This window comes from Bradyrhizobium sp. (genome assembly GCF_030654605.1).
GTDB lineage: Bacteria > Pseudomonadota > Alphaproteobacteria > Rhizobiales > Xanthobacteraceae > Bradyrhizobium.
The window spans coordinates 1-20,764 of sequence record NZ_JAURXB010000083.1 but is presented as its reverse complement, the minus strand read 5'-3'; the positions used below and the strand labels follow the sequence as shown (position 1 = coordinate 20,764).

The 20,764-nt window shown below is 64.6% G+C and carries 21 protein-coding genes and 1 tRNA gene; 11 read left to right on the top strand and 11 right to left on the bottom strand.

Annotated features, from left to right (window positions below; all coding sequences use genetic code 11):
* Positions 1-16: 16 nt before the first annotated feature.
* A complete protein-coding gene (locus Q7U29_RS08985) occupies positions 17-1,474 on the bottom strand; it encodes a glutamate synthase subunit beta (RefSeq protein ID WP_304740563.1) in 1,458 nt (485 codons plus the stop codon).
* 132 nt (positions 1,475-1,606) lie between these two features.
* Entirely contained in the window at positions 1,607-6,340 is a 4,734-nt protein-coding gene (gene gltB / locus Q7U29_RS08980; protein WP_304740561.1) for a glutamate synthase large subunit, read from the bottom strand.
* Positions 6,341-6,792: 452 nt separating this feature from the next.
* Between gltB and Q7U29_RS08975 the strand changes: the two genes are divergently transcribed.
* On the top strand, positions 6,793-7,545 hold the full coding sequence (locus Q7U29_RS08975; protein ID WP_304740559.1) for a hypothetical protein: 753 nt from the start codon (positions 6,793-6,795) through the stop codon (positions 7,543-7,545).
* Between the two features lie 150 nt (positions 7,546-7,695).
* On the opposite strand, the gene Q7U29_RS08970 is transcribed toward Q7U29_RS08975, so the two are convergent.
* Positions 7,696-8,172: an Hsp20 family protein gene (locus tag Q7U29_RS08970; RefSeq protein WP_304740557.1), complete on the bottom strand. Its 477-nt coding sequence runs from the start codon at positions 8,170-8,172 to the stop codon at positions 7,696-7,698.
* A 244-nt stretch (positions 8,173-8,416) separates the two neighbouring features.
* On the opposite strand from Q7U29_RS08970, the gene Q7U29_RS08965 reads away from it, so the two are divergent.
* The 5 genes from Q7U29_RS08965 (at position 8,417) to Q7U29_RS08945 (ending at position 12,112) form a co-directional block, all read left to right on the top strand.
* Positions 8,417-9,364 (top strand): alpha/beta hydrolase, encoded by a 948-nt coding sequence (locus Q7U29_RS08965; RefSeq protein ID WP_304740555.1) that lies wholly within the window; start codon positions 8,417-8,419, stop codon positions 9,362-9,364.
* Positions 9,365-9,369: 5 nt separating this feature from the next.
* Complete coding sequence (locus Q7U29_RS08960) at positions 9,370-10,533, top strand: MFS transporter (RefSeq protein WP_304740553.1); 1,164 nt, start codon at positions 9,370-9,372, stop codon at positions 10,531-10,533.
* A gap of 173 nt (positions 10,534-10,706) precedes the next feature.
* Positions 10,707-10,841 carry a hypothetical protein gene (locus tag Q7U29_RS08955; RefSeq protein WP_256442492.1) on the top strand — a complete coding sequence of 45 codons (135 nt, stop codon included), beginning with the start codon at positions 10,707-10,709 and terminating at the stop codon, positions 10,839-10,841.
* A gap of 132 nt (positions 10,842-10,973) precedes the next feature.
* Positions 10,974-11,411, top strand: a complete 438-nt coding sequence (locus Q7U29_RS08950) for a hypothetical protein (RefSeq protein WP_304740551.1) — start codon at positions 10,974-10,976, stop codon at positions 11,409-11,411.
* Positions 11,412-11,470: 59 nt separating this feature from the next.
* A complete protein-coding gene (locus tag Q7U29_RS08945; RefSeq protein ID WP_304740549.1) occupies positions 11,471-12,112 on the top strand; it encodes a LysE family translocator in 642 nt (213 codons plus the stop codon).
* A 125-nt stretch (positions 12,113-12,237) separates the two neighbouring features.
* Here the strand turns inward: Q7U29_RS08945 and Q7U29_RS08940 are convergent, their stop codons facing one another.
* Positions 12,238-12,990, bottom strand: a complete 753-nt coding sequence (locus tag Q7U29_RS08940) for a sulfite exporter TauE/SafE family protein (RefSeq protein ID WP_304740547.1) — start codon at positions 12,988-12,990, stop codon at positions 12,238-12,240.
* Positions 12,991-13,195: 205 nt separating this feature from the next.
* Here Q7U29_RS08940 and Q7U29_RS08935 point away from each other — a divergent pair, with 205 nt between their 5' ends.
* The gene (locus Q7U29_RS08935; protein ID WP_304740545.1) at positions 13,196-14,086 is read left to right on the top strand and encodes a LysR substrate-binding domain-containing protein; all 891 of its coding nucleotides are present in this window, start codon (positions 13,196-13,198) and stop codon (positions 14,084-14,086) included.
* A gap of 7 nt (positions 14,087-14,093) precedes the next feature.
* Here Q7U29_RS08935 and Q7U29_RS08930 read toward each other — a convergent pair whose 3' ends face one another.
* The 4 genes from Q7U29_RS08930 to Q7U29_RS08915 all read right to left on the bottom strand — a co-directional run bounded on the left by Q7U29_RS08930 (position 14,094) and on the right by Q7U29_RS08915 (position 16,911).
* Positions 14,094-14,627: an isochorismatase family protein gene (locus tag Q7U29_RS08930; RefSeq protein ID WP_304740543.1), complete on the bottom strand. Its 534-nt coding sequence runs from the start codon at positions 14,625-14,627 to the stop codon at positions 14,094-14,096.
* 10 nt (positions 14,628-14,637) lie between these two features.
* Positions 14,638-15,417, bottom strand: a complete 780-nt coding sequence (gene hisN / locus Q7U29_RS08925) for a histidinol-phosphatase (protein WP_304740541.1) — start codon at positions 15,415-15,417, stop codon at positions 14,638-14,640.
* Between the two features lie 88 nt (positions 15,418-15,505).
* Positions 15,506-15,730, bottom strand: coding sequence for a hypothetical protein (locus Q7U29_RS08920; RefSeq protein ID WP_304740539.1), 225 nt, complete (start codon positions 15,728-15,730; stop codon positions 15,506-15,508).
* A gap of 293 nt (positions 15,731-16,023) precedes the next feature.
* The gene (locus Q7U29_RS08915; RefSeq protein ID WP_304740538.1) at positions 16,024-16,911 is read right to left on the bottom strand and encodes an N-formylglutamate amidohydrolase; all 888 of its coding nucleotides are present in this window, start codon (positions 16,909-16,911) and stop codon (positions 16,024-16,026) included.
* Positions 16,912-17,225: 314 nt separating this feature from the next.
* Here Q7U29_RS08915 and cpdR point away from each other — a divergent pair, with 314 nt between their 5' ends.
* Complete coding sequence (gene cpdR, locus Q7U29_RS08910) at positions 17,226-17,585, top strand: cell cycle two-component system response regulator CpdR (protein WP_140976363.1); 360 nt, start codon at positions 17,226-17,228, stop codon at positions 17,583-17,585.
* Positions 17,586-17,672: 87 nt separating this feature from the next.
* Positions 17,673-17,747: transfer RNA gene (locus tag Q7U29_RS08905), tRNA-Val, on the top strand.
* Positions 17,748-17,833: 86 nt separating this feature from the next.
* On the opposite strand, the gene Q7U29_RS08900 is transcribed toward Q7U29_RS08905, so the two are convergent.
* Positions 17,834-18,052, bottom strand: coding sequence for a hypothetical protein (locus Q7U29_RS08900; RefSeq protein WP_304740536.1), 219 nt, complete (start codon positions 18,050-18,052; stop codon positions 17,834-17,836).
* Between the two features lie 142 nt (positions 18,053-18,194).
* A complete protein-coding gene (locus Q7U29_RS08895) occupies positions 18,195-18,545 on the bottom strand; it encodes an S-adenosylmethionine decarboxylase family protein (protein ID WP_304740534.1) in 351 nt (116 codons plus the stop codon).
* A 112-nt stretch (positions 18,546-18,657) separates the two neighbouring features.
* Between Q7U29_RS08895 and Q7U29_RS08890 the strand changes: the two genes are divergently transcribed.
* Together Q7U29_RS08890 and Q7U29_RS08885 are read left to right on the top strand one after the other, a co-directional pair.
* A complete protein-coding gene (locus Q7U29_RS08890; protein ID WP_304740532.1) occupies positions 18,658-19,839 on the top strand; it encodes a bis-aminopropyl spermidine synthase family protein in 1,182 nt (393 codons plus the stop codon).
* 67 nt (positions 19,840-19,906) lie between these two features.
* Positions 19,907-20,389 carry a GNAT family N-acetyltransferase gene (locus tag Q7U29_RS08885; protein ID WP_304740530.1) on the top strand — a complete coding sequence of 161 codons (483 nt, stop codon included), beginning with the start codon at positions 19,907-19,909 and terminating at the stop codon, positions 20,387-20,389.
* Positions 20,390-20,541: 152 nt separating this feature from the next.
* Here Q7U29_RS08885 and Q7U29_RS08880 read toward each other — a convergent pair.
* A partial coding sequence (locus Q7U29_RS08880) for a class I SAM-dependent methyltransferase (protein WP_304740528.1) occupies positions 20,542-20,764 on the bottom strand: 223 nt, incomplete at its 5' end.

Genomic DNA, 20,764 nt, shown 5'->3' with positions numbered 1-20,764 from the left:
GGCGACGACGAGGCCGTCACCTCGGCAGGTTGGTCGTTCCCATCAAAAATTGATCGATCGAGCGCGCGCAGAGCCGCCCTTCGCGGATCGCCCACACGACGAGCGATTGCCCACGGCGCATGTCGCCGGCCGAAAACACGTTCGGCCGCGAGGTCAGGTAATCCGAGGTGTTGGCGCGCACATTGCCGCGCGGGTCGAGGTCGACGCCGAGGGTTTTCAGCAGGCCTTCATGCACCGGATGGACAAAGCCCATCGCCAGCAGCACGAGCTGCGCGTCGAGCTCGAATTCGCTGCCGGCAACCGGCTTGAACTTGTCGTCGACATGCACGCAATGCAGCTTTGCGACGTTGCCGTTCTCGCCGGAAAATTTCTGCGTCAGGACCGCGAAATCGCGCTTGGCGCCTTCGGCCTGGCTCGACGACGTCCGCATCTTCATCGGCCAGTTCGGCCAGGTCACGCCCTTGTTCTCATGCTCGGGCGGCGCCGGCATGATCTCGATCTGCGTCACCGACCGCGCGCCTTGCCGGAACGAGGTGCCGATGCAGTCCGAGCCGGTGTCGCCGCCGCCGATCACGACGACGTCCTTGCCGGTGGCGAGGATCTCCTGCCCATTGCCGAGCGGCTCGTTGGAGACGCGGCGGTTCTGCTGCGGCAGGAAATCCATCGCGAAATGGATGCCGGCGAGGTCGCGGCCGGGGATCGGCAGATCGCGCGGGGCTTCGGCGCCGCCGGTCAGCGCCATCGCGTCATATTCGGTGAGCAGGGTTTGCGGATCGATCGCGCCGGGGGCGCTGCCGCCGACCGGGCTGCCGTAATGAAACACCACGCCTTCGGCCTCCATCTGCGCGATGCGGCGGTCGATGACGTGCTTCTCCATCTTGAAATCGGGAATGCCGTAACGCAGCAACCCGCCGGCCTTGGCGAATTTCTCGTAGACATGCACGTCATGCCCGGCGCGCGCCAGCTGCTGCGCGCAGGCGAGGCCGGCGGGGCCGGAGCCGACCACGGCGATCTTCTTGCCGGTCTTGTTCGGCGCAATCTCCGGCGGCAGCCAGCCATTGTCCCAGGCGCGGTCGACGATGGCGCATTCGATGGTCTTGATGGTGACCGGGTTGTCGTCGATGTTGAGCGTGCAGGACGCTTCGCACGGCGCCGGGCAGATGCGGCCGGTGAACTCGGGAAAGTTATTGGTCGAGTGCAGGTTGCGCGAGGCTTCCTGCCAGTTGTTCTGATAGACCAGATCGTTGAAATCGGGAATCTGGTTGTTGACCGGGCAGCCCGGCGTGCCCGGCGCCACCGAGCCGGTGCCGTGGCAATAGGGAATGCCGCAATTCATGCAGCGCGCCGCCTGGTCGCGGGTTTCCTTCTCGCTCAGGGGAATGACGAATTCGTTGTAGTGCTTCACGCGCTCGGCGACCGGCGCGTATTTGCGGTCGTGGCGGTCGATCTCGAGAAAACCTGTAATCTTGCCCATTTAACCAGACGCCCCTGAACACTTGCTCCGTCATTCCGGGATGGTCCGAAGGACCAGACCCGGAATCTCGATGATGCCTTTGCGAGATTCCGGGTTCGCGTTTCGCGCGCCCCGGAATGACGCTTGTGAAACTTACGCCCCGATCGCGATTTTCGGTTCGGTGTCGGCGCTCGCCTTCATTTCCTTCAGTGCGCGGCGGTATTCCACCGGCATCACCTTGCGGAATTTCGGCAGATAGGTCTTCCAGTTCGCCAGAATCTCGGCGGCGCGCTTCGAGTCCGTCAGCTTGGCGTGGCGGGTGATCAGGACGTGGAGCCGCTCGACGTCGGACTCCAGCAGGTTCTGGAACACGTCGACCCGTCCATGTGCATCGAGATCGCCGGACTGATGATAGGTGTTCTGGTTGATCATCTCTTCCGACAGCACCGGTTCGAGCTCGACCATCGCCATGTTGCAGAGTTTGGCGAAATCGCCGGCTTCATCCAGCACGTAGGCGACGCCGCCCGACATGCCCGCCGCAAAATTGCGCCCGGTCTTGCCGAGCACCACGACGATGCCGCCGGTCATGTATTCGCAGCAATGATCGCCGGCGCCCTCGACCACGGCGACCGCGCCGGAGTTACGCACGGCAAAACGCTCGCCAGCAATGCCGCGGAAATAGCATTCGCCCTCGATCGCGCCGTACATCACGGTGTTGCCGACGATGATCGACTCTTCCGGCACGATGCCGGAATTGCGCGGCGGCTTGACGATGATGCGTCCGCCGGACAGGCCCTTGCCGACATAGTCATTGCCTTCGCCTTCGAGATCGAAGGTGACGCCGCGCGCCAGCCAGGCGCCGAAGGCCTGGCCCGCGGTGCCCTTGAAGCTGACCTGGATGGTGTCGTGCGGCAGGCCGGCATGGCCGTAGATCTTTGCAACGGTGCCCGACAGCATCGCGCCGGCGCTGCGGTCGGTGTTGTTGATTTCGGCCTCGATCCTGACAGGCGCGCCGCGGTCGAGCGCGGGCTGCGCCTTCTCGATCAAGGTGCGGTCGATCACGGCTTCCAGATGATGGTCCTGGTTCTGCGAATGATAGATCTTCTGGCCCGGCAGTTCGTTCTGGCGCACGAACAGTTTTGAGAAGTCGAGCCCCTTGGCCTTCCAGTGCGCCACCAGAGTGGACTGGTCGAGCATCTGGGTCTGGCCCACCATCTCGTTGAAAGAGCGGTAGCCGAGCGCGGCCATGATCTCGCGGACTTCCTCGGCGACGAAGAAGAAGTAGTTGATGACGTGCTCGGGCTGGCCGGTGAAGCGCTTGCGCAGCACCGGATCCTGCGTCGCGACGCCGACCGGGCAGGTGTTGAGATGGCACTTGCGCATCATGATGCAGCCGGCCGCGATCAGGGGCGCGGTGGCGAAGCCGAACTCGTCGGCGCCGAGCAGCGCGCCGATCACGACGTCGCGTCCGGTGCGGAAGCCGCCGTCGACCTGCACCACGATGCGGCTGCGCAGCCGCTCGCGCACCAGCGTCTGGTGGGTTTCGGCAAGCCCGATTTCCCACGGGCTGCCGGCATGCTTGATCGAGGTGAGGGGGGACGCGCCGGTGCCGCCCTCGAAGCCCGCGATGGTGACATGGTCGGCGCGCGCCTTGGCAACACCGGCGGCCACGGTGCCGACGCCGATTTCGGAGACGAGTTTTACCGACACCTGGCCGTCGGGGTTGACGTTCTTCAGATCGTAAATGAGCTGCGCCAGATCCTCGATCGAATAGATGTCGTGGTGCGGCGGCGGCGAGATCAGGCCGACGCCGGGCGTCGAATGCCGCACGCGCGCGATGGTGGCGTCGACCTTGTGGCCGGGTAACTGGCCGCCTTCGCCGGGCTTGGCGCCTTGCGCCATCTTGATCTGCATCATGTCGGCGTTGACGAGATATTCCGTCGTGACACCGAACCGGCCCGAGGCGACCTGCTTGATTGCCGAGCGCATCGAATCGCCGTTCGGCATCGGCTTGAAGCGATCGCTCTCCTCGCCGCCTTCGCCGGTGTTGGACTTGCCGCCGATCCGGTTCATCGCGATCGCCAGCGTGGTGTGCGCCTCGCGCGAGATCGATCCGAAGCTCATCGCGCCGGTGGCAAAGCGCTTGACGATGTCCTTGGCCGGCTCGACCTGGTCGAGCGGCACCGGCTTGCGCTTTTCGTCCTCGGCGGTCTTGATCCGGAACAGGCCGCGCAGCGTCAGCAACCGTTCGGATTGCTCGTTGAGGATTTTCGCGAACGCCCGGTAGCGCTCCAGCGAATTGCCGCGCACGGCGTGCTGCAGCGCGGAGACCGAGTCGGCGGTCCAGGCGTGATCCTCGCCGCGGGTGCGATAGGCATATTCGCCGCCGACGTCGAGCGCGGTCTTGTATTCGAGCGCGCCACCGAACGCATCGGCATGGCGGCGCGTGGTTTCCTCGGCGATTTCGGCCAGCCCGACGCCTTCGATCCGGGTATGGGTGCCGACGAAATACTTCGCGACGAAATCCGCCTTCAGCCCGACGGCGTCGAAGATCTGCGCGCCGCAATAGGACTGATAGGTCGAGATGCCCATCTTCGACATCACCTTGAGCAGGCCCTTGCCGATCGACTTGATGTAGCGCTTGACGATCTCGTAGTCGTCGAGCGCCGCCGGCAGATGGTCCTTCATCGCGATGATGGTCTCGAACGCGAGGTAGGGGTTGATCGCCTCGGCACCGTAACCGGCGAGGCAGGCGAAGTGATGCACCTCGCGCGGTTCGCCGGATTCGACCACGAGGCCGACCGACGTCCGCAGGCCGGTGCGGATCAGATGATGATGCACGGCGGCGCAGGCCAGCAGCGAGGGGATCGGAATCCGGTCGCTTCCCGCGGCACGGTCGCTCAGGATGACGATGTTGATGCCTTCGCGGACCGCGGCTTCGGCGCGCGCGCAGAGTTCGTCGAGCACCTGCTCGAGGCCCGCCGGGCCAAAGCCGGCGTGGAAGGTGGTGTCGAGCGTGCGCGACTTGAAATGGCTGTCGGCGACATCGGAGATCGAGCGGATCTTTTCCAGATCCCCGTCGGTCAGGATCGGCTGGCGCACTTCGAGCCGCTTGGTGCCGGCCAGGCCCTGCAGGTCGAACAGGTTCGGCCGCGGCCCGATGATCGAGACCAGGCTCATGACGAGCTCTTCGCGGATCGGATCGATCGGCGGATTGGTGACCTGCGCGAAGTTCTGCTTGAAATAGGTGAACAGCTGCTTCGGCTTGTTCGACAGCGCCGAGATCGGGGTGTCGTTGCCCATCGCGCCGTTGGCTTCCTCGCCGGTCGACGCCATCGGCGTCATCAGGATGGTGATGTCTTCCTGCGAATAGCCGAACGCCTGCTGCCGTTCCAATAGCGGCAGGTTGGAACGCAGGCTCTTGGTGGGAGCGTCCGGCAGTTCCTCGAGCACGATCTGGGTGCGGTCGAGCCAGGTGCGATAGGGATTGCTCTTGGCCAGCTGCGCCTTGATCTCGTCGTCGGGAATGAGACGGCCCTGTTCGAGGTCGACCAGCAGCATCTTGCCGGGCTGCAGCCGCCACTTGGTGATGATGTTCTCTTCCGGAATCTTCAGCACGCCCATCTCGGACGCCATGATGATGCGGTCGTCCGACGTGACGAGATAGCGCGCCGGGCGCAGGCCGTTGCGGTCGAGCGTGGCGCCGATCTGGCGGCCGTCGGTGAAGGCGATCGCGGCCGGGCCGTCCCACGGCTCCATGATCGCGGCGTGATATTCGTAGAATGCGCGGCGCGTTTCATCCATCAGGGGATTGCCGGCCCAGGCTTCCGGAATCATCATCATCACGGCGTGCGGCAGCGAGTAGCCGCCCTGCACCAGGAATTCGAGGCCGTTGTCGAAGCAGGCGGTGTCGCTCTGTCCCTCATAGGAGATCGGCCAGAGACGGCTGATGTCCTTGCCGTAGAGTTCCGAATGCACCGAGGCCTGCCGCGCCGCCATCCAGTTGACGTTGCCGCGCAGCGTGTTGATTTCGCCGTTATGGGCGATCATCCGGTACGGATGCGCCAGCGACCAGGCCGGGAAGGTGTTGGTCGAGAAGCGCTGATGCACCAGCGCCAGCGCGCTGTCGAAATCAGGCTCCGAGAGATCGGGATAATATTTGCCGAGCTGGTCGGCGAGGAACATGCCCTTGTAGACCACGGTGCGGCACGACAGCGACACCGGGTAATAGCCGGCCAGGCCGCGGTCGCGACGCTGGTAGATCGCCTGCGAGATCGACTTGCGCAGGATGTAGAGCTTGCGCTCGAATTCGTCCTCGGTCTTGGCGGCACCGTTGCGGGCGATGAATACCTGCATGTGCGCGGGCTCGGTCGGCTTGACGGTTACGCCGAGCGAGGAATTGTCCGAGGGCACTTCGCGCCAGCCCAGCAGCACCAGTCCCTCGTTCCTGATCTGGTCGGCGATGATGCTCTTGATGACTTTGCGCCAGGCCGTTTCCTTCGGCATGAACAGCGCACCGACCGCGTACTCGCCCGGCTTCGGCAGCGTAAAGCCGAGCCCGGCCGCCTTGCGCGCGAAGAAGGCGTGCGGAATCTGCACCAGGATGCCGGCGCCGTCGCCGGCGCGCGGATCGGCGCCGACCGCGCCGCGGTGTTCGAGGTTGCACAGAATGCTGAGCGCATCGGCGACGATCTGATGCGACTTCTTGCCCTTGATGTTGGCGATGAAGCCGACGCCGCAGGAATCTTTCTCGAGCGAGGGGTCGTACAGGCCTTCGGCCGGCGGACGCCAGCTGAACTCGCGTGCGGCTTCGGCCGGCTTCGAGGCCGGGGCCGCCGACAGCGCATCCGTCACGATGTTTTCGCTTGCGAACTCCGACCCGCTCATCTCACGTCCTCTCAATAAGGCGAAGCGCCTCACCGTCCGGTGGCGCACCTTGGGCGTTTGCGGCACCCACCGGGCCACCGCTCGTCCTCCGCGAGCCGCAATTTCGTAAATTCAGGCCTGGGCGTCCGGCGTCCCCGACGAACGGCCTTGCCTTTTACTTCCTGGCGCCTGAGCACCATCTTTCGTTGCAATCCCTGTGCCGGGATCGCACCACAATTGAGACAGTCATGCTGTCCTAACTCAGACCATGCCAAATTTTTTTCTATCACACAAGCGCGTGAAAGTCGCCGGTTGCATGGCAGATCCGTGCTGCCGGCGGGGATAACCGGCCCGCCCCGGATTTGGAGCAAACGCGCCGCGATCCGGCCCAAGGACTGCCGGATTTGGCAAACATGTTGCCGGCGGGACCAACGAGCGAAAACGCTCAGAGGCGTAGCAGGAGCGATTGTCCGATGAAGCTGTTCACGGGATGGATCATGTCGGCCGGACTGGTAGTGGCGGCCGGCGTCGCCAATGCGCAAGTGCTGGCGCCCTACGAAGGCGCGCGCTCGCCATATCGGGTGGTGTCCGACATCGGCGGGCCCTATGCGGCGATGCCGCCGGAAGCGCGAATTCCTGACTATCGGCCTGGTTACGGCCCGCGATTATTGCCTCCGCATGAGGTCTACACGGTGCTGCGCGACAGCGGATTTTCGCCGCTCGGTATTCCGGTGCGGCGCGGCTTGTTCTACACGATTTCGGTGATTGATCGCGGCGGCGACGACGGGCGGCTGGTGATTGACGCCCGCACCGGGAGGATCCTGCGTTTCCTGCCGGCGAACCGGATGGGTGACAATTTCGATGCCGCCCTGACGACCATCTACGGCCCGCCCGGCCCGCCGTCGCCGGCCGGCGCACTCAGGGGCGAGCCGCGGCCGCCGCGCGCCGCACCGAAGGTGGCAAGCCGCACGCCCGGGGTGCCGGTTCCGAAGCCGCGCGCCGGCGAAGCCAGGCCGCTGGCCGCCGCGCCGCCGGCCGCGCAGCCAGCCCAGCCTGCAGCAGCTCCGCCGGTACAGCAGTCGGTTGCGGCGGTTCCGGCCAATCCGCAAACGACCGGCCAGGCTGTGGCCCCGGCCGCCGCTGCGGCACCTGCCGCCACCGAGGCCAAGCCTGCGCCGCAGATACTGCCGACCCAGGACATGCCGAAGGCGCAGGGGCTGGAGTAGACCGTCATTGCGAGCGCAGCGAAGCAATCCATACGGCAAAAAGAAAGTGTGGACTGCTTCGTCGCTGCGCTCCTCGCAATGACGCAAAAAAAGCCCCGGTTTCCCGGGGCGTTTTCGTTTCAGCCAATATCTGCTGAAAATCGGCCGTCGTTACGCGGCGGCTTTTTCGGCCGAGCCGTCGGCCACCTGCGGAGCAACGGCGCTCGTGGTCGCGATCGGAATGCTGCGCGGCTTCTTGGCCTCGGGAATCTCGCGCACGAGATCGACGTGGAGCAGGCCGTTTTCGAGCGAGGCGTTCTTCACCTGGACGAAATCGGCAAGCTGGAAGGCGCGTTCGAAGGCGCGCGCCGCGATGCCGCGATACAGCACTTCGGCCTTGCTGCCGTTCTCATTGGCGGATTTTTCGCCCTTGATCGTCAGGGTGTTTTCCTTGGCGACGATCGAAAGCTCGCCCTGCGAGAAGCCGGAGACGGCGACCGAAATCCGGTAGGTGGTCTCGCCGGTTCGCTCGATGTTGTAGGGCGGATAGCCGGGGCTGCCGTCGGAGGCGGCCTGATCGAGCAGCGAAAAGAAGCGGTCGAAGCCGACGGTGGAACGATAAAACGGGGTGAGATCGTAGTTGCGCATAGGGTAGTCCTCCATTGAGCGACTGTGAATTAAACCCGCCCGCCATCGGGCCGGGCTCTTGCTCTGTGCAGCCTTGTGTTTCGAATTCGAAACAATGGAATGTTCCGGTTTCCGAGACACTGGTAGCGGCCTGCACGAAGGTGATATGGGAGGGCGACAAGCGCGTTCAAGAAGCGGGGACCTGCCGCTTTTTTCACGCCCCCACCCTTGATTTTCCAAGCCCTTTACCTAGCCGGTCCCCTTCATGACGCTGGTTTCGATTCCCGCCAATCCGGTTCCGGACAATGTCGTCACCGGCACCATCAAGACGCCTGACGGCGCCGAGCTGCGCTTCGCGCGTTGGGCGCCGCCGGCCGGCCGCAAGGGCACGGTCTGCGTCTTCGCCGGCCGCACCGAGCAGATCGAGAAATACTTCGAGACCGTGCGCGACCTGCGCGACCGCGGTTTTGCGGTGGCGATGATCGACTGGCGCGGGCAGGGCCATTCGTCGCGGCGGCTGCGCGATCCGCGCAAGGGCTATGTGCGCGATTTCGCCGATTTCGAAATCGACGTCGAAACCTTCGTGCAGCAAGTGGTGCTGCCGGATTGCCCGCCGCCGTATTTCGCGCTGGCGCATTCAATGGGCGGCGCGGTGATGCTGCGCATCGCGCATGCCGGCAAACGCTGGTTCGACCGCATGGTGCTGTCGGCGCCGATGATCGATCTGCCCGGCCGCGCCACCTCGCTTGCCGCCGTCGCCCTGCTGCGCACCCTTCGCCTCACCGGGCAGGGCGGCCGCTACGTTCCCGGCGGCAGCGACGCGCTGACGGGATCGGAATCCTTCGTCAACAATCCCTTCACCAGCGATCCCGTGCGCTTCGCGCGCAACGCCGCCATCCTCGAGGAGGACCCGACGCTCGGGCTCGGCTCGCCGACGGTGGCATGGGCCGATACCGCTGTTCGAACCATGCGCGGATTTCGCGCGGCCAATTATCCGCTGCAGATCCGCCAGCCGATCCTGATGCTGGCCGCCTCCAGCGACACCATCGTCTCGACTGCGGCGATCGAGGAATTCGCCTATCATTTGCGCGCCGGCTCACATCTGGTGATCGCCGGCTCCCGGCATGAGATCCTGCAGGAGCAGGACCGCTACCGCGCGCAGTTCTGGGCCGCGTTCGACGCCTTCGTGCCGGGCACGCCGCTGTTCAAGTGAGCACGATGACGCGAAGCAATCTCGGCGTCGTCCTCGCGCTCGGCACCACGCAGACCATCGCCTGGGCGTCGAGTTACTATCTGCCCGCCATCCTGGCGGCGCCGATCGCGCGCGAGCTCGACGTGACGCAGACCCTGGTGTTTGGCGCGCTGTCCGGCGCGCTGGTCATTTCCGGAATTCTCGGGCCGCGCATCGGGCACACCATCGACATGGTCGGCGGCCGAGGCATGCTGGCGGTCTCGAACGGCGTTCTGGCGCTTGGCCTTGGCTTGCTTTCATTCGCTACCGGCCCGCGGCTGCTGTTCACGGCCTGGATCGTGATCGGCGTCGGCATGGGCATGGGCCTGTACGAGGCGGCTTTCGCGACCCTGACGCGGATCTACGGGATGGCGGCGCGAAGGCAGATCACGGGCATCACCTTGATCGCGGGGTTCGCCAGCACCGTCGGCTGGCCTTTGACGGCCTGGCTAGAGGCCCGTTACGGCTGGCGCGCCACCTGCCAGTGCTGGGCGCTGATCCACCTCTTGCTGGCGCTGCCGATCAACCTCACGCTGCCGCGCGCGACGTCGCCGGTTCCGGTCACCGAAGACGCGATCGCACAGCGCAGCGCGCGCGAGACTTCGCTGATCATGATGGCGCTGGCCTATGTCTTCGCCGCCACCGCCTTCGTCAGCTCCGGAATTTCAGCGCTGTTGCCGACGATGCTGATGCAGTTCGGCGCCACACCGGCCGCGGCCCTGCTGGCGGGTGCGCTGATCGGGCCGGCCCAGGTCGCCGCCCGTCTCTTTGAGGCCGGATGGCTGAGCCGTTATCATCCCCTGGTTTCCGCCAGATTGGCGACGCTGATGAATCCGCTGGGTGTCCTGGCGCTGCTGATCGGGGGCCCGGTGGTGGCGCCGCTGTTCGCGGTGCTCTATGGCGCGGGCAACGGCATTCTCACCATCGCGCGCGGCACGCTGCCGCTGGCCCTGTTCGGCCCCGAGGGTTTCGGCAAGCGCGTCGGACTGCTCTCGCTGCCGGCGCGCGCCACCGGCGCCATCGCGCCGCTGGCGATCGGGCTGATGACCGAATATTTCGGCACCGGCGCGCTCTGGTTTTGCGGGTTTGCCTCGCTCTCGGCGTTCGTCGTGCTGCTGTTGCTGAAGTCCGGCCGCCGGTCGTCGCAATAGACGGGGTGACGCCGCATCGCCCGGCGGCATCATCCATTTGGGGGATGACGGCGGAATCGGCTGCCCGCACTGTCGGCACGACCATTCGTGTCACCAGCCTCCGGATTGGCCGGACGCTGCCAAACGCCAGCATCCCTGCGTCTCGTGGACAGGGAGGCAACAAGGGAAAACAAATGAAGCGCTTCATCCTGTTGACGGTCCTGCTCGCCTCGGTCGCCGGTGCTTTCGCCGCGATGGCTCCCGCCTCTGCCGATCCGCACGGCGACCGCATGAAGCGGGATTGCAACAGCGGCGCACGGAAGTGCTGATGCGGCCGTAACATCGCATAGCCAGACATCGCCCGCCGGCCGGCCCGCCGGCGGGTTTTGCTTGCCGTTAAAGGCTTCCCCACTCCGGAAAAATGGCCTAGCCTGACATCTCGGCGCTCCGGGGGGACGACGATGCGATCTCGCGTACGAAGATTTGCCCATGTGCTGGAACGCACCGGACTTGCGATGGCCGGCGCCGCTGCCGGCCTGTTTGTCGCCGCCCTTGTCGGCTCCAGCATCGCGGTGCTGACTACCCAGGGCTTTCTGCTCATCATGATGGTTGCCGGCGCGACCGGGTTCTACCTCGGAATCGACACGCCGCCTTTGCCTTTTCATGAGCCGCACGAGGAGTCTGCCGACGGCAGAGCTGGCGGCAGGATCGACGCCGCGGAGTTTCTCAGCGCCGTCGGCACCTTTCTTGCGGCGCTGACGGCGTTTGTGTCGGTCGGTGTGATCGTGCTGCGCGAGAATCCGCACATGTTCTGGACCGCCATGATCATGGCCGGATGGGTCGCCGGCGTGACGATGCAGATCATTGCGGGAGCCATTGCGCGCATGCGCGCCCGATAGGCAGCGGCTATCTCCTGCCGATCGCCTTGCCGCGCCCGCGAACTGGAAAACTAAATCTCATGTTCGGCATTCACGAATTCTGGCTCTTCATCCTCTCCGGCCTGCTGCTCAACATCACGCCGGGACCGGATACCGCCTACATCATCGGCCGCAGCGTGCAGATGGGCTGGCGCGGCGGTGCGGCTGCGGCGCTCGGCATCTGCACCGGCTGTCTGGTGCATGTGTTTGCCGCGGCACTAGGCCTGTCGGCGCTGCTGGCGGCGTCATCGGTCGCATTCACCGTGGTGAAATGGGCGGGAGCTGCCTATCTCTGCTTCATCGGCATCCAGTTGTTGCTGTCGCGGCCGGGCGCGATGCCGTCAGCCGATGCGGCGCCGGCCAGTGACGCGATCTCGCTGCGTCAGGTGTTCTGGCAGGGCGCGCTGACCAATGTGCTGAACCCGAAAGTGGCGCTGTTCTTTCTCGCCTTCCTGCCGCAATTCGTGGCTGCGGATTCGCCGCACAAGGCCGCCGCCTTCGTGCTGCTCGGCCTGATTTTCATTTTCAACGGCATGCTGTGGTGCCTCGGCGTGGCTGCGTTCGCGGCGCGCGCCGCCCGCAGCATCCGGCAATCCGGCCATGCCTTGCTCTGGATCAATCGCGCGCTGGGCGGGTTGTTCATCTATCTCGGCGTCCGCATCGCGCTGCTCCAGGCGCGGTGACGTGAAGGCAAGCGCCCTGATTTGAGGCGCTGCTGCCCGCACCAGCCAAAATGTCAAAAACAACCCCATGCACAGTAAGGATGGCATTGATTTATCAGTTTTTTTTGACGCCGTTTTGTGCTGCCTCAGGCCCGCATATTATAAACCGTGCTGCCGACCAGATAGAGCCCGAGCAGGATCATCGCGATCAGGAACCAGCGGCGGAACGCCTCCGGCTGCATCCGCGAGCGCACCGCCTGGCCGATGAACATGCCGGCAAATGCGGCCGCCATCGCCACCGCGCCCGGCAGCGCGGTCGCCGCGGTCAGCAGGCCGGATGCGGTGAGATTGAAGGCCAGCGCCACCGTCGCGACGGTGAAGAACACCCCGAGCGCCTGCACCAGCTCGTCCTTTTCCATGCCGATCGCCTGCATGAACGGCATCGACGGGATCACCTGCACCCCGGTCGCGGCGGAAACCAGGCCGGTGATGATTCCGACGATTCCTCCGACCCAGCCTTCGTTGCGGCGCGCGACGTGGAACGTGAATTTGTTGAGCCCGATGATCGCATAGATCACCAGCAGCACGCCGAGCGCGATGGTGCCGTAGCGCGCATAGGGGCCGGTCAGCATGTCCGCGTTCAGCCAGATGCCGATCACGGTGCCCACCATCAGCGGCCACAGCCGGCGGATGATATCGCGCAGATAGGGGCCAACGAAGGTCTGCCAGATGTTGGTGATGATGGCCGGCACGATCACGATGGCGAGCGCGTGCGAGGGCTGCATCGTCACCGCGAGCAGGCCCATCGACACCGTCGGCAGGCCGAGCCCGATCACCCCCTTGACGAATCCGGCGAGCAGGAAGGCGGCGGCGACCAGCAGCAACAGGGGTTCGAACATGGAATCACATTGACCGATCGAGGCTGCCGGCACAATCTGGAGCTTACGGAGCCAGCCTTCGGCTAAAGCGAAGGCTGGAGCGACCTCATCCTGAGGAGCGGCCCCTTGGCCGCGTCTCGAAGGATGAGAAACACGGGCTTTCATGGTTCGAGACGGCGCAAGGGCGCCTCCTCACCATGAGGATCACGGACCACTGGAACCTGCCATGCGTTTCGACCTGGTCGACTTGCAACTGTTCATCGCCGTGGCCGAGGCGCGCAGCATCACCGGCGGCGCCGGCCGCGCCCATCTGGCGCTGGCGTCGGCCAGCGCGCGGATCAAGGGATTGGAGGCAGCGCTCGGCACCGATCTGGTGAAGCGCGGCCGGCGCGGCATCGAACTGACCGCGGCGGGCGAAAGCCTGCTCGATCATGCCCGCATCATCCTGCACAATGTCGATGCGATGCGCGGCGACCTCGCGGCTTACGCCGATGGCACCAAAGCCACGATCCGCCTGCTCACCAATACCTCGGGCCTGTCGGAGTACCTGCCGAAGACACTGGCGGCCTTTCTCGGCCTTCATCCGCATCTTTCCATCGATGTCGAGGAACGCGAAAGCGCCGACATCGCCCGGTCCATCGTATCAGGCACCGCCGACCTCGGATTGGCGGCCGAGCATGCCTTGCCGGATACGATCGAGCGGATTGCCTTCAACGACGACCGCCTGGTGTTGGTCGCCGCCCGCGGCGACGAGCTGGCAAGACGGCGCCATGTCGATTTTCGCGAAGTGACCGGTCGCGACTTCATCGGCCTGACCACGGCGAGCGCGCTGCATGCGCATATCGCCGGGCATGCGGCGCGGCTCGGCGCGCGTCTGCGCTTCCGGGCTCGGCTCAACAATTTCCATTCGATCGGCCAGATGGTAGCGGCCGGCATCGGCATCGCCGTGATGCCGGAAGTCGCGGCCCGGCGCTGCGCAAAATCGATGCGGATCGGCCTGGTGCGGATTCGCGACCCCTGGGCCAGCCGCAAGCTCGTGATCTGCGCCCGCAGTTTCAGGGCGTTGCCGCGGCCGGCGCAGCAATTGGTGGAGCATTTGCGCAAAGCCGCGCAGTAGCCTCGACCTACAAGTGCGGCAGCAACTCGCTGGTATTGGCGATCCTGATCGATCGCTGCGTGATCAGCTCGCTCCAGACCCAATGATGATGCCGAATGACGCTGGCGGCATCGAGGTGAGGGCGATCGCTCAAGGTATGGCCGTCGGCGATCACGACGACGTGGTGATGATGCGAGACCGCGGACCGGACGGTGGCATCGACGCAAAAGTCGGTAGCCCATCCCGCGATCAAGACCCGATCCGGGACGATTTCTTTCAGGCGGTCCTGCAGATCGGTCCCCGCGAACGGATCGTTCAGCTCCTTACCGACCACGATATCGGCGGGATCTCGCTCGAGTTCGGGCAGAAACTGCCAGCCCGCTGTCTGCGGCTCGAAATCGTCACCTGTACCGCCGCAATGCTGGATGAAGATTACTTTGCCGGATTGGGCTCGTACCCGGGCGGCCAGCGAGTTGATGCGCGCGATGACGCCGCTCAAATCGTGCTTTGGCGCCCCGCTCAGAAGTCCGACCTGCATGTCGACGATGAGCATGGCGTCCATGCAATGGCCACTAGCTGTTCAACAGCTTCAGCGCCGCTTCGTGCACGCGGGGATCGCCGGCGGCGATGATGCGGCCGCCGCTCTGGGCAGGCTTGCCGTCCCAGGTGGTGACGACGCCGCCGGCGCCGGTGATGATCGGGATCAGGGCCGCGATGTCGTAGGGTTTCAGCTCGGTCTCGACGACGAGGTCGAGGTGGCCGGCGGCCAGCATGCAATAGGAATAGCAATCGCCGCCGTAGCGGGTCAGCCGCACCGCGCCTTCGACGCGGCCGAAGGCGGCGCGGTCGGAAGCGTTCATCAACAGCGGACTGGTGGTGAACGCGGTGGCCTCGCTGAGCGAGGCGCAGCGCCGCACCGCCAGTTTCCGCTCGCCCAGCGGGCCCTGATAATTCGCCGAGCCGCTGTCGCCGTAAAAGCGCTCGCGGATAAACGGCTGGTGCATCATCCCGAACACCGGCGTGCCCTTGTGCAGCAGCGCGATCAGGGTGCCCCAGATCGGAAACCCCGCGATGAAGGATTTGGTGCCGTCGATTGGATCCAGCACCCAGACATATTCGGCGTCCTCGTTCTCGCTGCCGAACTCCTCGCCGACGATGCCGTGCTGGGGGAAATTGCCCTTGATCAGTCGCCGCATCACCGCCTCGGCGGCGCGATCGGCCTCGGTGACCGGGTCGAAATCGTGGCTGCTCTTGTTGTCGATCGAGAGCGAGGTCCGGAAGAACGGCAGGATGGTTTCGCCCGACGTGGTCGCGAGGCGGCCAATAAAGGCGGTAAAGTCGATGACCGTCACGGCGGTTCCTTCAGGGATGGAGCGGGTGGAGGATGTTCTTGCCCTTGCCTAGCCCAATCCGGCAGGCCGCGCACCGGTAACGCAAACATTATACAGCGGCCGATACGGGCGCCTGCGACAGCTCCAGGGTTCCGATCGGGTCCGAATCAATCCGCATCGCGGTGTATTTTTCGGTGACACCGCCGATCACGAAATCGGGAGGCTGCTGGCGCGAGTCCGGCGATGATGCGCCTGCCGTGGCGGCATGGCGGTGAAGCCACTGAAATAGCTTGGAAAACGGTTGGTATACGTTATCCAACTGCAGCCCAGCCATGCGTATTTTGCACCGCAAATGAGTCAAAAACCCTTGCACTTTGTGCAGCGCGGTCGCATATTGTTGCGGTGCGGTAGCGCCTCGCGCTATCGCTGCCCTCCTTGGGCGTTTCCTCCCTAGACTTGGGCCGCTTGTTCATTCAAGCGGCCCTTTTTTCTTTTGGGACTGTGCGGTCATTCCGGGGCGCGCGCAGCGCGAACCTCAGATGTGCGCTTGCACATCGGGGAATCCGGAGATTGTGGAACGAGATTCCGGGTTCAGCCCTGCGGGCTGCCCCGGAATGACGAGATCATCTACTCCGCCGCGGCCTGGAACGGGCCGAGATCGCCGAACGGAACCGCGGCCAGCGCATCGGCCAGTGCGGCGAAATCCGCGGTCACCTGGCTGAACCTGGCGCTGCGTTCGCGCCGCCGCTCGTCCATGTAGATCGCCCGGTTGAGCTCGAGCTGGATGGTGTGCAGTCCGGATGCCGGATTGCCGTAATGCTCGGTGATGAACCCGCCGGCATAGGGCTTGTTGCGCCCGACCGAATAACCCAGCGCGGTCATGGTTTGCTCGACCATGTCGGGCAGCAGGGCGGCGCAGCTGGTGCCGTAGCGATCGCCGATCACCATGTCCGGCCGCCGCGGCTCGTCGCGCGATACGCCCACCGAGGGCATCGAATGGCAATCCACCAGGATCACGGTGCCGAACGTCTGATGCGCCTTGTTGATCAGCCGGCGCAGCGCGCGGTGATAGGGCTTGTACAGCGCCTCGATCCGCGCCAGCCCGTCATCGACCGAAAGCCGCTCGCGATAGATCTCCTGGCCGTCGCCGACCACGCGCGGGATGGTGCCGAGACCGCCGGCCACCCGCATCGAGCGGGTATTGGCAAAGCTCGGCAGCCGGCCTGCGAACATCCTGGGATCGAGTTCGTAGGGCTCGCGGTTGACGTCGACATAGGAGCGGGGAAAATTGACCCTGACCGTCGGAAAGCCGCGATCGCTCAGATCCGCGATCAGCTCGTCCATGAAGGAATCTTCGGAGCGGCGCAGTGCGGCCACGTCGATCCGTGACGCGTCGAGGAATTCGCGCGGATACACCGAGCCGGAATGCGGGGAATTGAAGATGATCGGCGCCCGCCATTGGGCCGGCTCCACGATCTCGAACGGAGGCGACAGTTCGCCATCAAACTGGGGCATCGTCGGGCGCCGTCCCTGCAATCCGCTGCTCTGGATGCGTCGATTCTGCCAGAAAAACGGTGTTCTTATGAGAAGGCATTGTCGGTAATCACAACCGTTCTGCCAAGTAAATTTTGCAGAGCGAAAAAGTTTGAGACCTGCCGGAACACCTCCGGGAGCCGAAAAGGCCCGGCTTCATTGCCTCGGGGCGCTTTCCGGTACAGAAATAGCGCCATCCGCCGCCCGGCCGCGCGCCACTCTTTAACCCAAATTTACCCTCTGTCGGGCTTAGTGAGCGGATTGATCCTCTTAACCGGATTCGACGACCCATCATCATGCACAAAATCCTCCTCGCCGAAGACGACAACGATATGCGCCGCTTCCTGGTCAAGGCGCTTGAAAACGCCGGTTTTCAGGTCTCGTCCCACGACAACGGCATGTCCGCCTATCAGCGGCTGCGCGAGGAGCCGTTCGAGATGCTGCTCACCGATATCGTGATGCCCGAAATGGACGGTATCGAGCTGGCGCGCCGCGCCTCGGAACTCGACCCGGACATCAAGATCATGTTCATCACCGGGTTTGCCGCCGTGGCGCTCAATTCCGATTCGGAAGCCCCGAAAAACGCCAAGGTGCTGTCGAAGCCGGTCCACCTTCGCGAATTGGTCAGCGAAGTGAACAAGATGCTGGCGGCCTGATCAGGTCGCTTATTACCGGTCCAGCGTGCTTGCCTGCCCGCTTTGGAGCCGATATACGGACCCCACCCGTAAAGATCACCCTGTGAGGGGCGCGTAGCTCAGCGGGAGAGCACCTCGTTGACATCGAGGGGGTCACAGGTTCGATCCCTGTCGCGCCCACCATCCAATTCCCCGATCCAGGATATTTTCGGCCGGTCCGGGCCGGACCGCCAATCCGGCGGCGGCCGCCAGCATGCGGCCAGTCCGGTTCAGCCGGCCAGGCTCAGATCGAACTGACGATCGGTCACCACGGACGGGGCAAACAAGCATTCCTCGGCTGGCGCCGGCGCGGTCTCATCCCTGACGACGATGGTGACGTTCCAGCCTTCGCTGGCCCATACCCGCGCCTTGGCAATTGCGATCAGCGAACTGTCCCGCTGCATGGTGACCGTTTCGCCGTCTCTCTTCGCCACGATCTCGAACGCCATGTCACCTCCCCGATGCTCACTGCAGGGGAATAGGTGTGATTTAGACGTTTGACTGCAATTCGCCTGCACCGTGTCGATTTGGCGGCGAGGCTGGATCCGAATCGGGCAGGGCGCGTGCCGGCATCGACGAATGCCCGCCGCCTCAGGCCTGCGCGGCGATCCGGCGCGGCGTCTCATGCACCACCATTTGTCCCAACGGGCAGATCTGCGCCTTGATCCGCTCTGCGACTTCGCGCGGGTTCATGTCCGGATTGCAGAGGAGGATATCGACCAGCAGCAAATGATACTCCGGCCACGTCGTCAGCACGATGTGCGACTCGCCGAGGAAGATCGCGATGGTGAGACCGTGCGGGACGTAGCGGACTTCGTACTCGCCGACGATGGTGGCGCCCACCGACTGCGCCGCGGTCTTGGCGGCTTCCGCCAGCGCCTTCGCGTCATCGATGATCTCGGGACACTCGTACAGTTCCGCGAGGATATGGGTCATCAGCATCGAGACGCTCCTTGCGCCAGGACCGATCCGAATGCCTGGCCCAACTCGCAATTGTACGGGGTGTGTGCGATAAGGCCCTAGTTAACCGAATTGCCAACGAGATCAAGAAGTAATGGCCGCGACGTCGATTCTGGACCTGATAGCGCAGGCGACGCGTTTGCGCGAGGGATCCGCCGGCGTCCAGGCTCTGCTGCGCGCGGTCTACCGCGCCGGCTCGCTGCGCCTGCAGGATGCCGCGCGCGAGGCGCGGTTGCCGCTGCCGGTGGCGAGCGCGGTGCGCCGCGAGCTGGAAAAGGCCGGCCTGCTCGAACGCAAGCAGGGGCTGTCGCTGACCGGCGACGGCCGCGAATTCGTCGAGCGCGATCTCGGCATGCGGACAACGCAGCTCGACATCACCTGCGCGGTCTGCGCCGGACATGGCATCGTCATTCCGGATTCCCTCAAAGCCGAAGTCGAACGGCTGGCGGAGATCATCACCAGCGCGCCGTCGGTCGACGTTACGCTCGACCAGGCGCCCTGCCTGCCCGATACCGCGATGCGCCGCGCGCTGTTGATGCTGCAGAACGGCGCGCTCGAGGGCAAGCGCGTGCTGCTGCTCGGCGACGACGATTCGGTGTCGATCGCGATCGGCCTGCTGGGCCGCGCGCTGCGCCAGAACGAACTTAGCAAGGGCGATCTCACCCGCGGTGTCACCGTCGTCGATGCCGACGAGCGGCGCATTTCGTTTCTGCGCGATGCTGCCGCGCGCGAACAATTGTCGCTCGATGTCGTCCATCACGACCTGCGCCATCAATTGCCGGCGGGCCTGCTCCGTTCGTTCGACACGATCGAGACCGACCCGCCCTATACGCTGGAAGGCGCGCGGCTGTTTCTGGCCCGCGGCTGCGAAGCGCTCGCCACGGGGGCTGACGGTCATTGTTTCTTCTCGTTCACCCACTGGCCCGCGTCGCAGATGCTGGAGCTGCAGAAGGTGTTTACCGAACTCGGTCTCGCGGTGCGCGCGGTGTGGCCGAACTTCAACCGCTATGCCGGCGCCAGCATGTTCGGCAATCTCGGCCAGCTGATCGAGCTCGTTCATGTCGCAGGGTCGGCCGCCGAGTTGCCGGATTTCAGCGGCCCGCTCTATACCGCCGAGGTCAATCCGCGGCTGCGCGTCTATGCCTGCACCGATTGCGGCAAGGAGATCGTGCTCGGCGAGGACGGCATCCCGGCCACTATCGAAGAAGCCAAGATTGCGGGCTGCCGCTCTTGCGGCGGGCATGTGTTCCGCCGGCAGTCGGTCCGACCCTCATGAACGGCGCGTCTGCCAACTGAGTCCGGCGCAAGTGCGCCAAGGAATATCAATCTGATGGGTACGAAAAATGTCTGACAAACCAACTTTCCGTCTGCGCCCCCTCGAGGAGAAGGATCTCGAGGCGGTAGCCGTGTTCGAAGGGGAAATTGCCAAGATCTCGTTTCCCGATGATCCGATCACGGACATCAATTTCTATGTCAAGAAGCTGAAGCAGCTGATGGCCAACAAGGACGCCGCCGCGTTCGTCGCCGAGAGCGGCGGCGAAGTGGTCGGCTGGGCCAATGTCAGCCAGCGGCAGAATTTCATCACCAAGGAAAAATACGCCGACTTCCACAGCATCTACGTCGCCCCCTCGCAGCGCGGCGGCGGCGTGGTGGCGGCGCTGGTCGAAGCGGTGTTCGACCACTGCCGAAAGAAAAACATGGGCAAGGTGGTGTTCCGCACCCGCGCCGACAACGAGCGCATGAAGTCGGTGCTGGCCCGCGTCGGCTTCGTGCCGACGCAGATCTATTACGAGAAGACGTTCGGGAAAGAAGGCGGGGATTCCTGAAGCCGACGTAAGGTGGCCGCCACAATAAAAACTGTCATTGCCCGGCTTGACCGGGCAACCCAGTACGCCGCGGCCTCTCGGTCGATTTCAAACGTCTCTGGAATACTGGGTCGCCCGGTCTTCGCCGGGCGATGACAACGGTGCCCGTTGCTTCACCGCGCCGGCATCATGAACACATCATAGCGCACCGTCTTGCCGCCGATCGAGTGCGACGGTTTTCGCAAGCCCTGCAGCGGCGCCGCGCGCAGCGGCCATTTCAGCACCACGCGCTTGCAGTCGGCGGCCAGCGCCGCCTGCATCAGCTCGAGCGCGTCGGGATCGGTCCCGACCAGCTCGCGCAGCAGCCGCATCTCCTGCTTCACTTCAGCGCTGTTG

Bases quoted from the DNA above. Each gene is read 5' to 3' on its own strand.
- Q7U29_RS08985 (WP_304740563.1), bottom strand. From the start codon at position 1,474: ATGGGCAAGATTACAGGTTTTCTCGAGATCGACCGCCACGACCGCAAA.
- gltB (WP_304740561.1), bottom strand. From the start codon at position 6,340: ATGAGCGGGTCGGAGTTCGCAAGCGAAAACATCGTGACGGATGCGCTG.
- Q7U29_RS08975 (WP_304740559.1), top strand. From the start codon at position 6,793: ATGAAGCTGTTCACGGGATGGATCATGTCGGCCGGACTGGTAGTGGCG.
- Q7U29_RS08970 (WP_304740557.1), bottom strand. From the start codon at position 8,172: ATGCGCAACTACGATCTCACCCCGTTTTATCGTTCCACCGTCGGCTTC.
- Q7U29_RS08965 (WP_304740555.1), top strand. From the start codon at position 8,417: ATGACGCTGGTTTCGATTCCCGCCAATCCGGTTCCGGACAATGTCGTC.
- Q7U29_RS08960 (WP_304740553.1), top strand. From the start codon at position 9,370: ATGACGCGAAGCAATCTCGGCGTCGTCCTCGCGCTCGGCACCACGCAG.
- Q7U29_RS08955 (WP_256442492.1), top strand. From the start codon at position 10,707: ATGAAGCGCTTCATCCTGTTGACGGTCCTGCTCGCCTCGGTCGCCGGT.
- Q7U29_RS08950 (WP_304740551.1), top strand. From the start codon at position 10,974: ATGCGATCTCGCGTACGAAGATTTGCCCATGTGCTGGAACGCACCGGA.
- Q7U29_RS08945 (WP_304740549.1), top strand. From the start codon at position 11,471: ATGTTCGGCATTCACGAATTCTGGCTCTTCATCCTCTCCGGCCTGCTG.
- Q7U29_RS08940 (WP_304740547.1), bottom strand. From the start codon at position 12,990: ATGTTCGAACCCCTGTTGCTGCTGGTCGCCGCCGCCTTCCTGCTCGCC.
- Q7U29_RS08935 (WP_304740545.1), top strand. From the start codon at position 13,196: ATGCGTTTCGACCTGGTCGACTTGCAACTGTTCATCGCCGTGGCCGAG.
- Q7U29_RS08930 (WP_304740543.1), bottom strand. From the start codon at position 14,627: ATGGACGCCATGCTCATCGTCGACATGCAGGTCGGACTTCTGAGCGGG.
- Q7U29_RS08920 (WP_304740539.1), bottom strand. From the start codon at position 15,730: ATGGCTGGGCTGCAGTTGGATAACGTATACCAACCGTTTTCCAAGCTA.
- Q7U29_RS08915 (WP_304740538.1), bottom strand. From the start codon at position 16,911: ATGCCCCAGTTTGATGGCGAACTGTCGCCTCCGTTCGAGATCGTGGAG.
- cpdR (WP_140976363.1), top strand. From the start codon at position 17,226: ATGCACAAAATCCTCCTCGCCGAAGACGACAACGATATGCGCCGCTTC.
- Q7U29_RS08900 (WP_304740536.1), bottom strand. From the start codon at position 18,052: ATGGCGTTCGAGATCGTGGCGAAGAGAGACGGCGAAACGGTCACCATG.
- Q7U29_RS08895 (WP_304740534.1), bottom strand. From the start codon at position 18,545: ATGCTGATGACCCATATCCTCGCGGAACTGTACGAGTGTCCCGAGATC.
- Q7U29_RS08890 (WP_304740532.1), top strand. From the start codon at position 18,658: ATGGCCGCGACGTCGATTCTGGACCTGATAGCGCAGGCGACGCGTTTG.
- Q7U29_RS08885 (WP_304740530.1), top strand. From the start codon at position 19,907: ATGTCTGACAAACCAACTTTCCGTCTGCGCCCCCTCGAGGAGAAGGAT.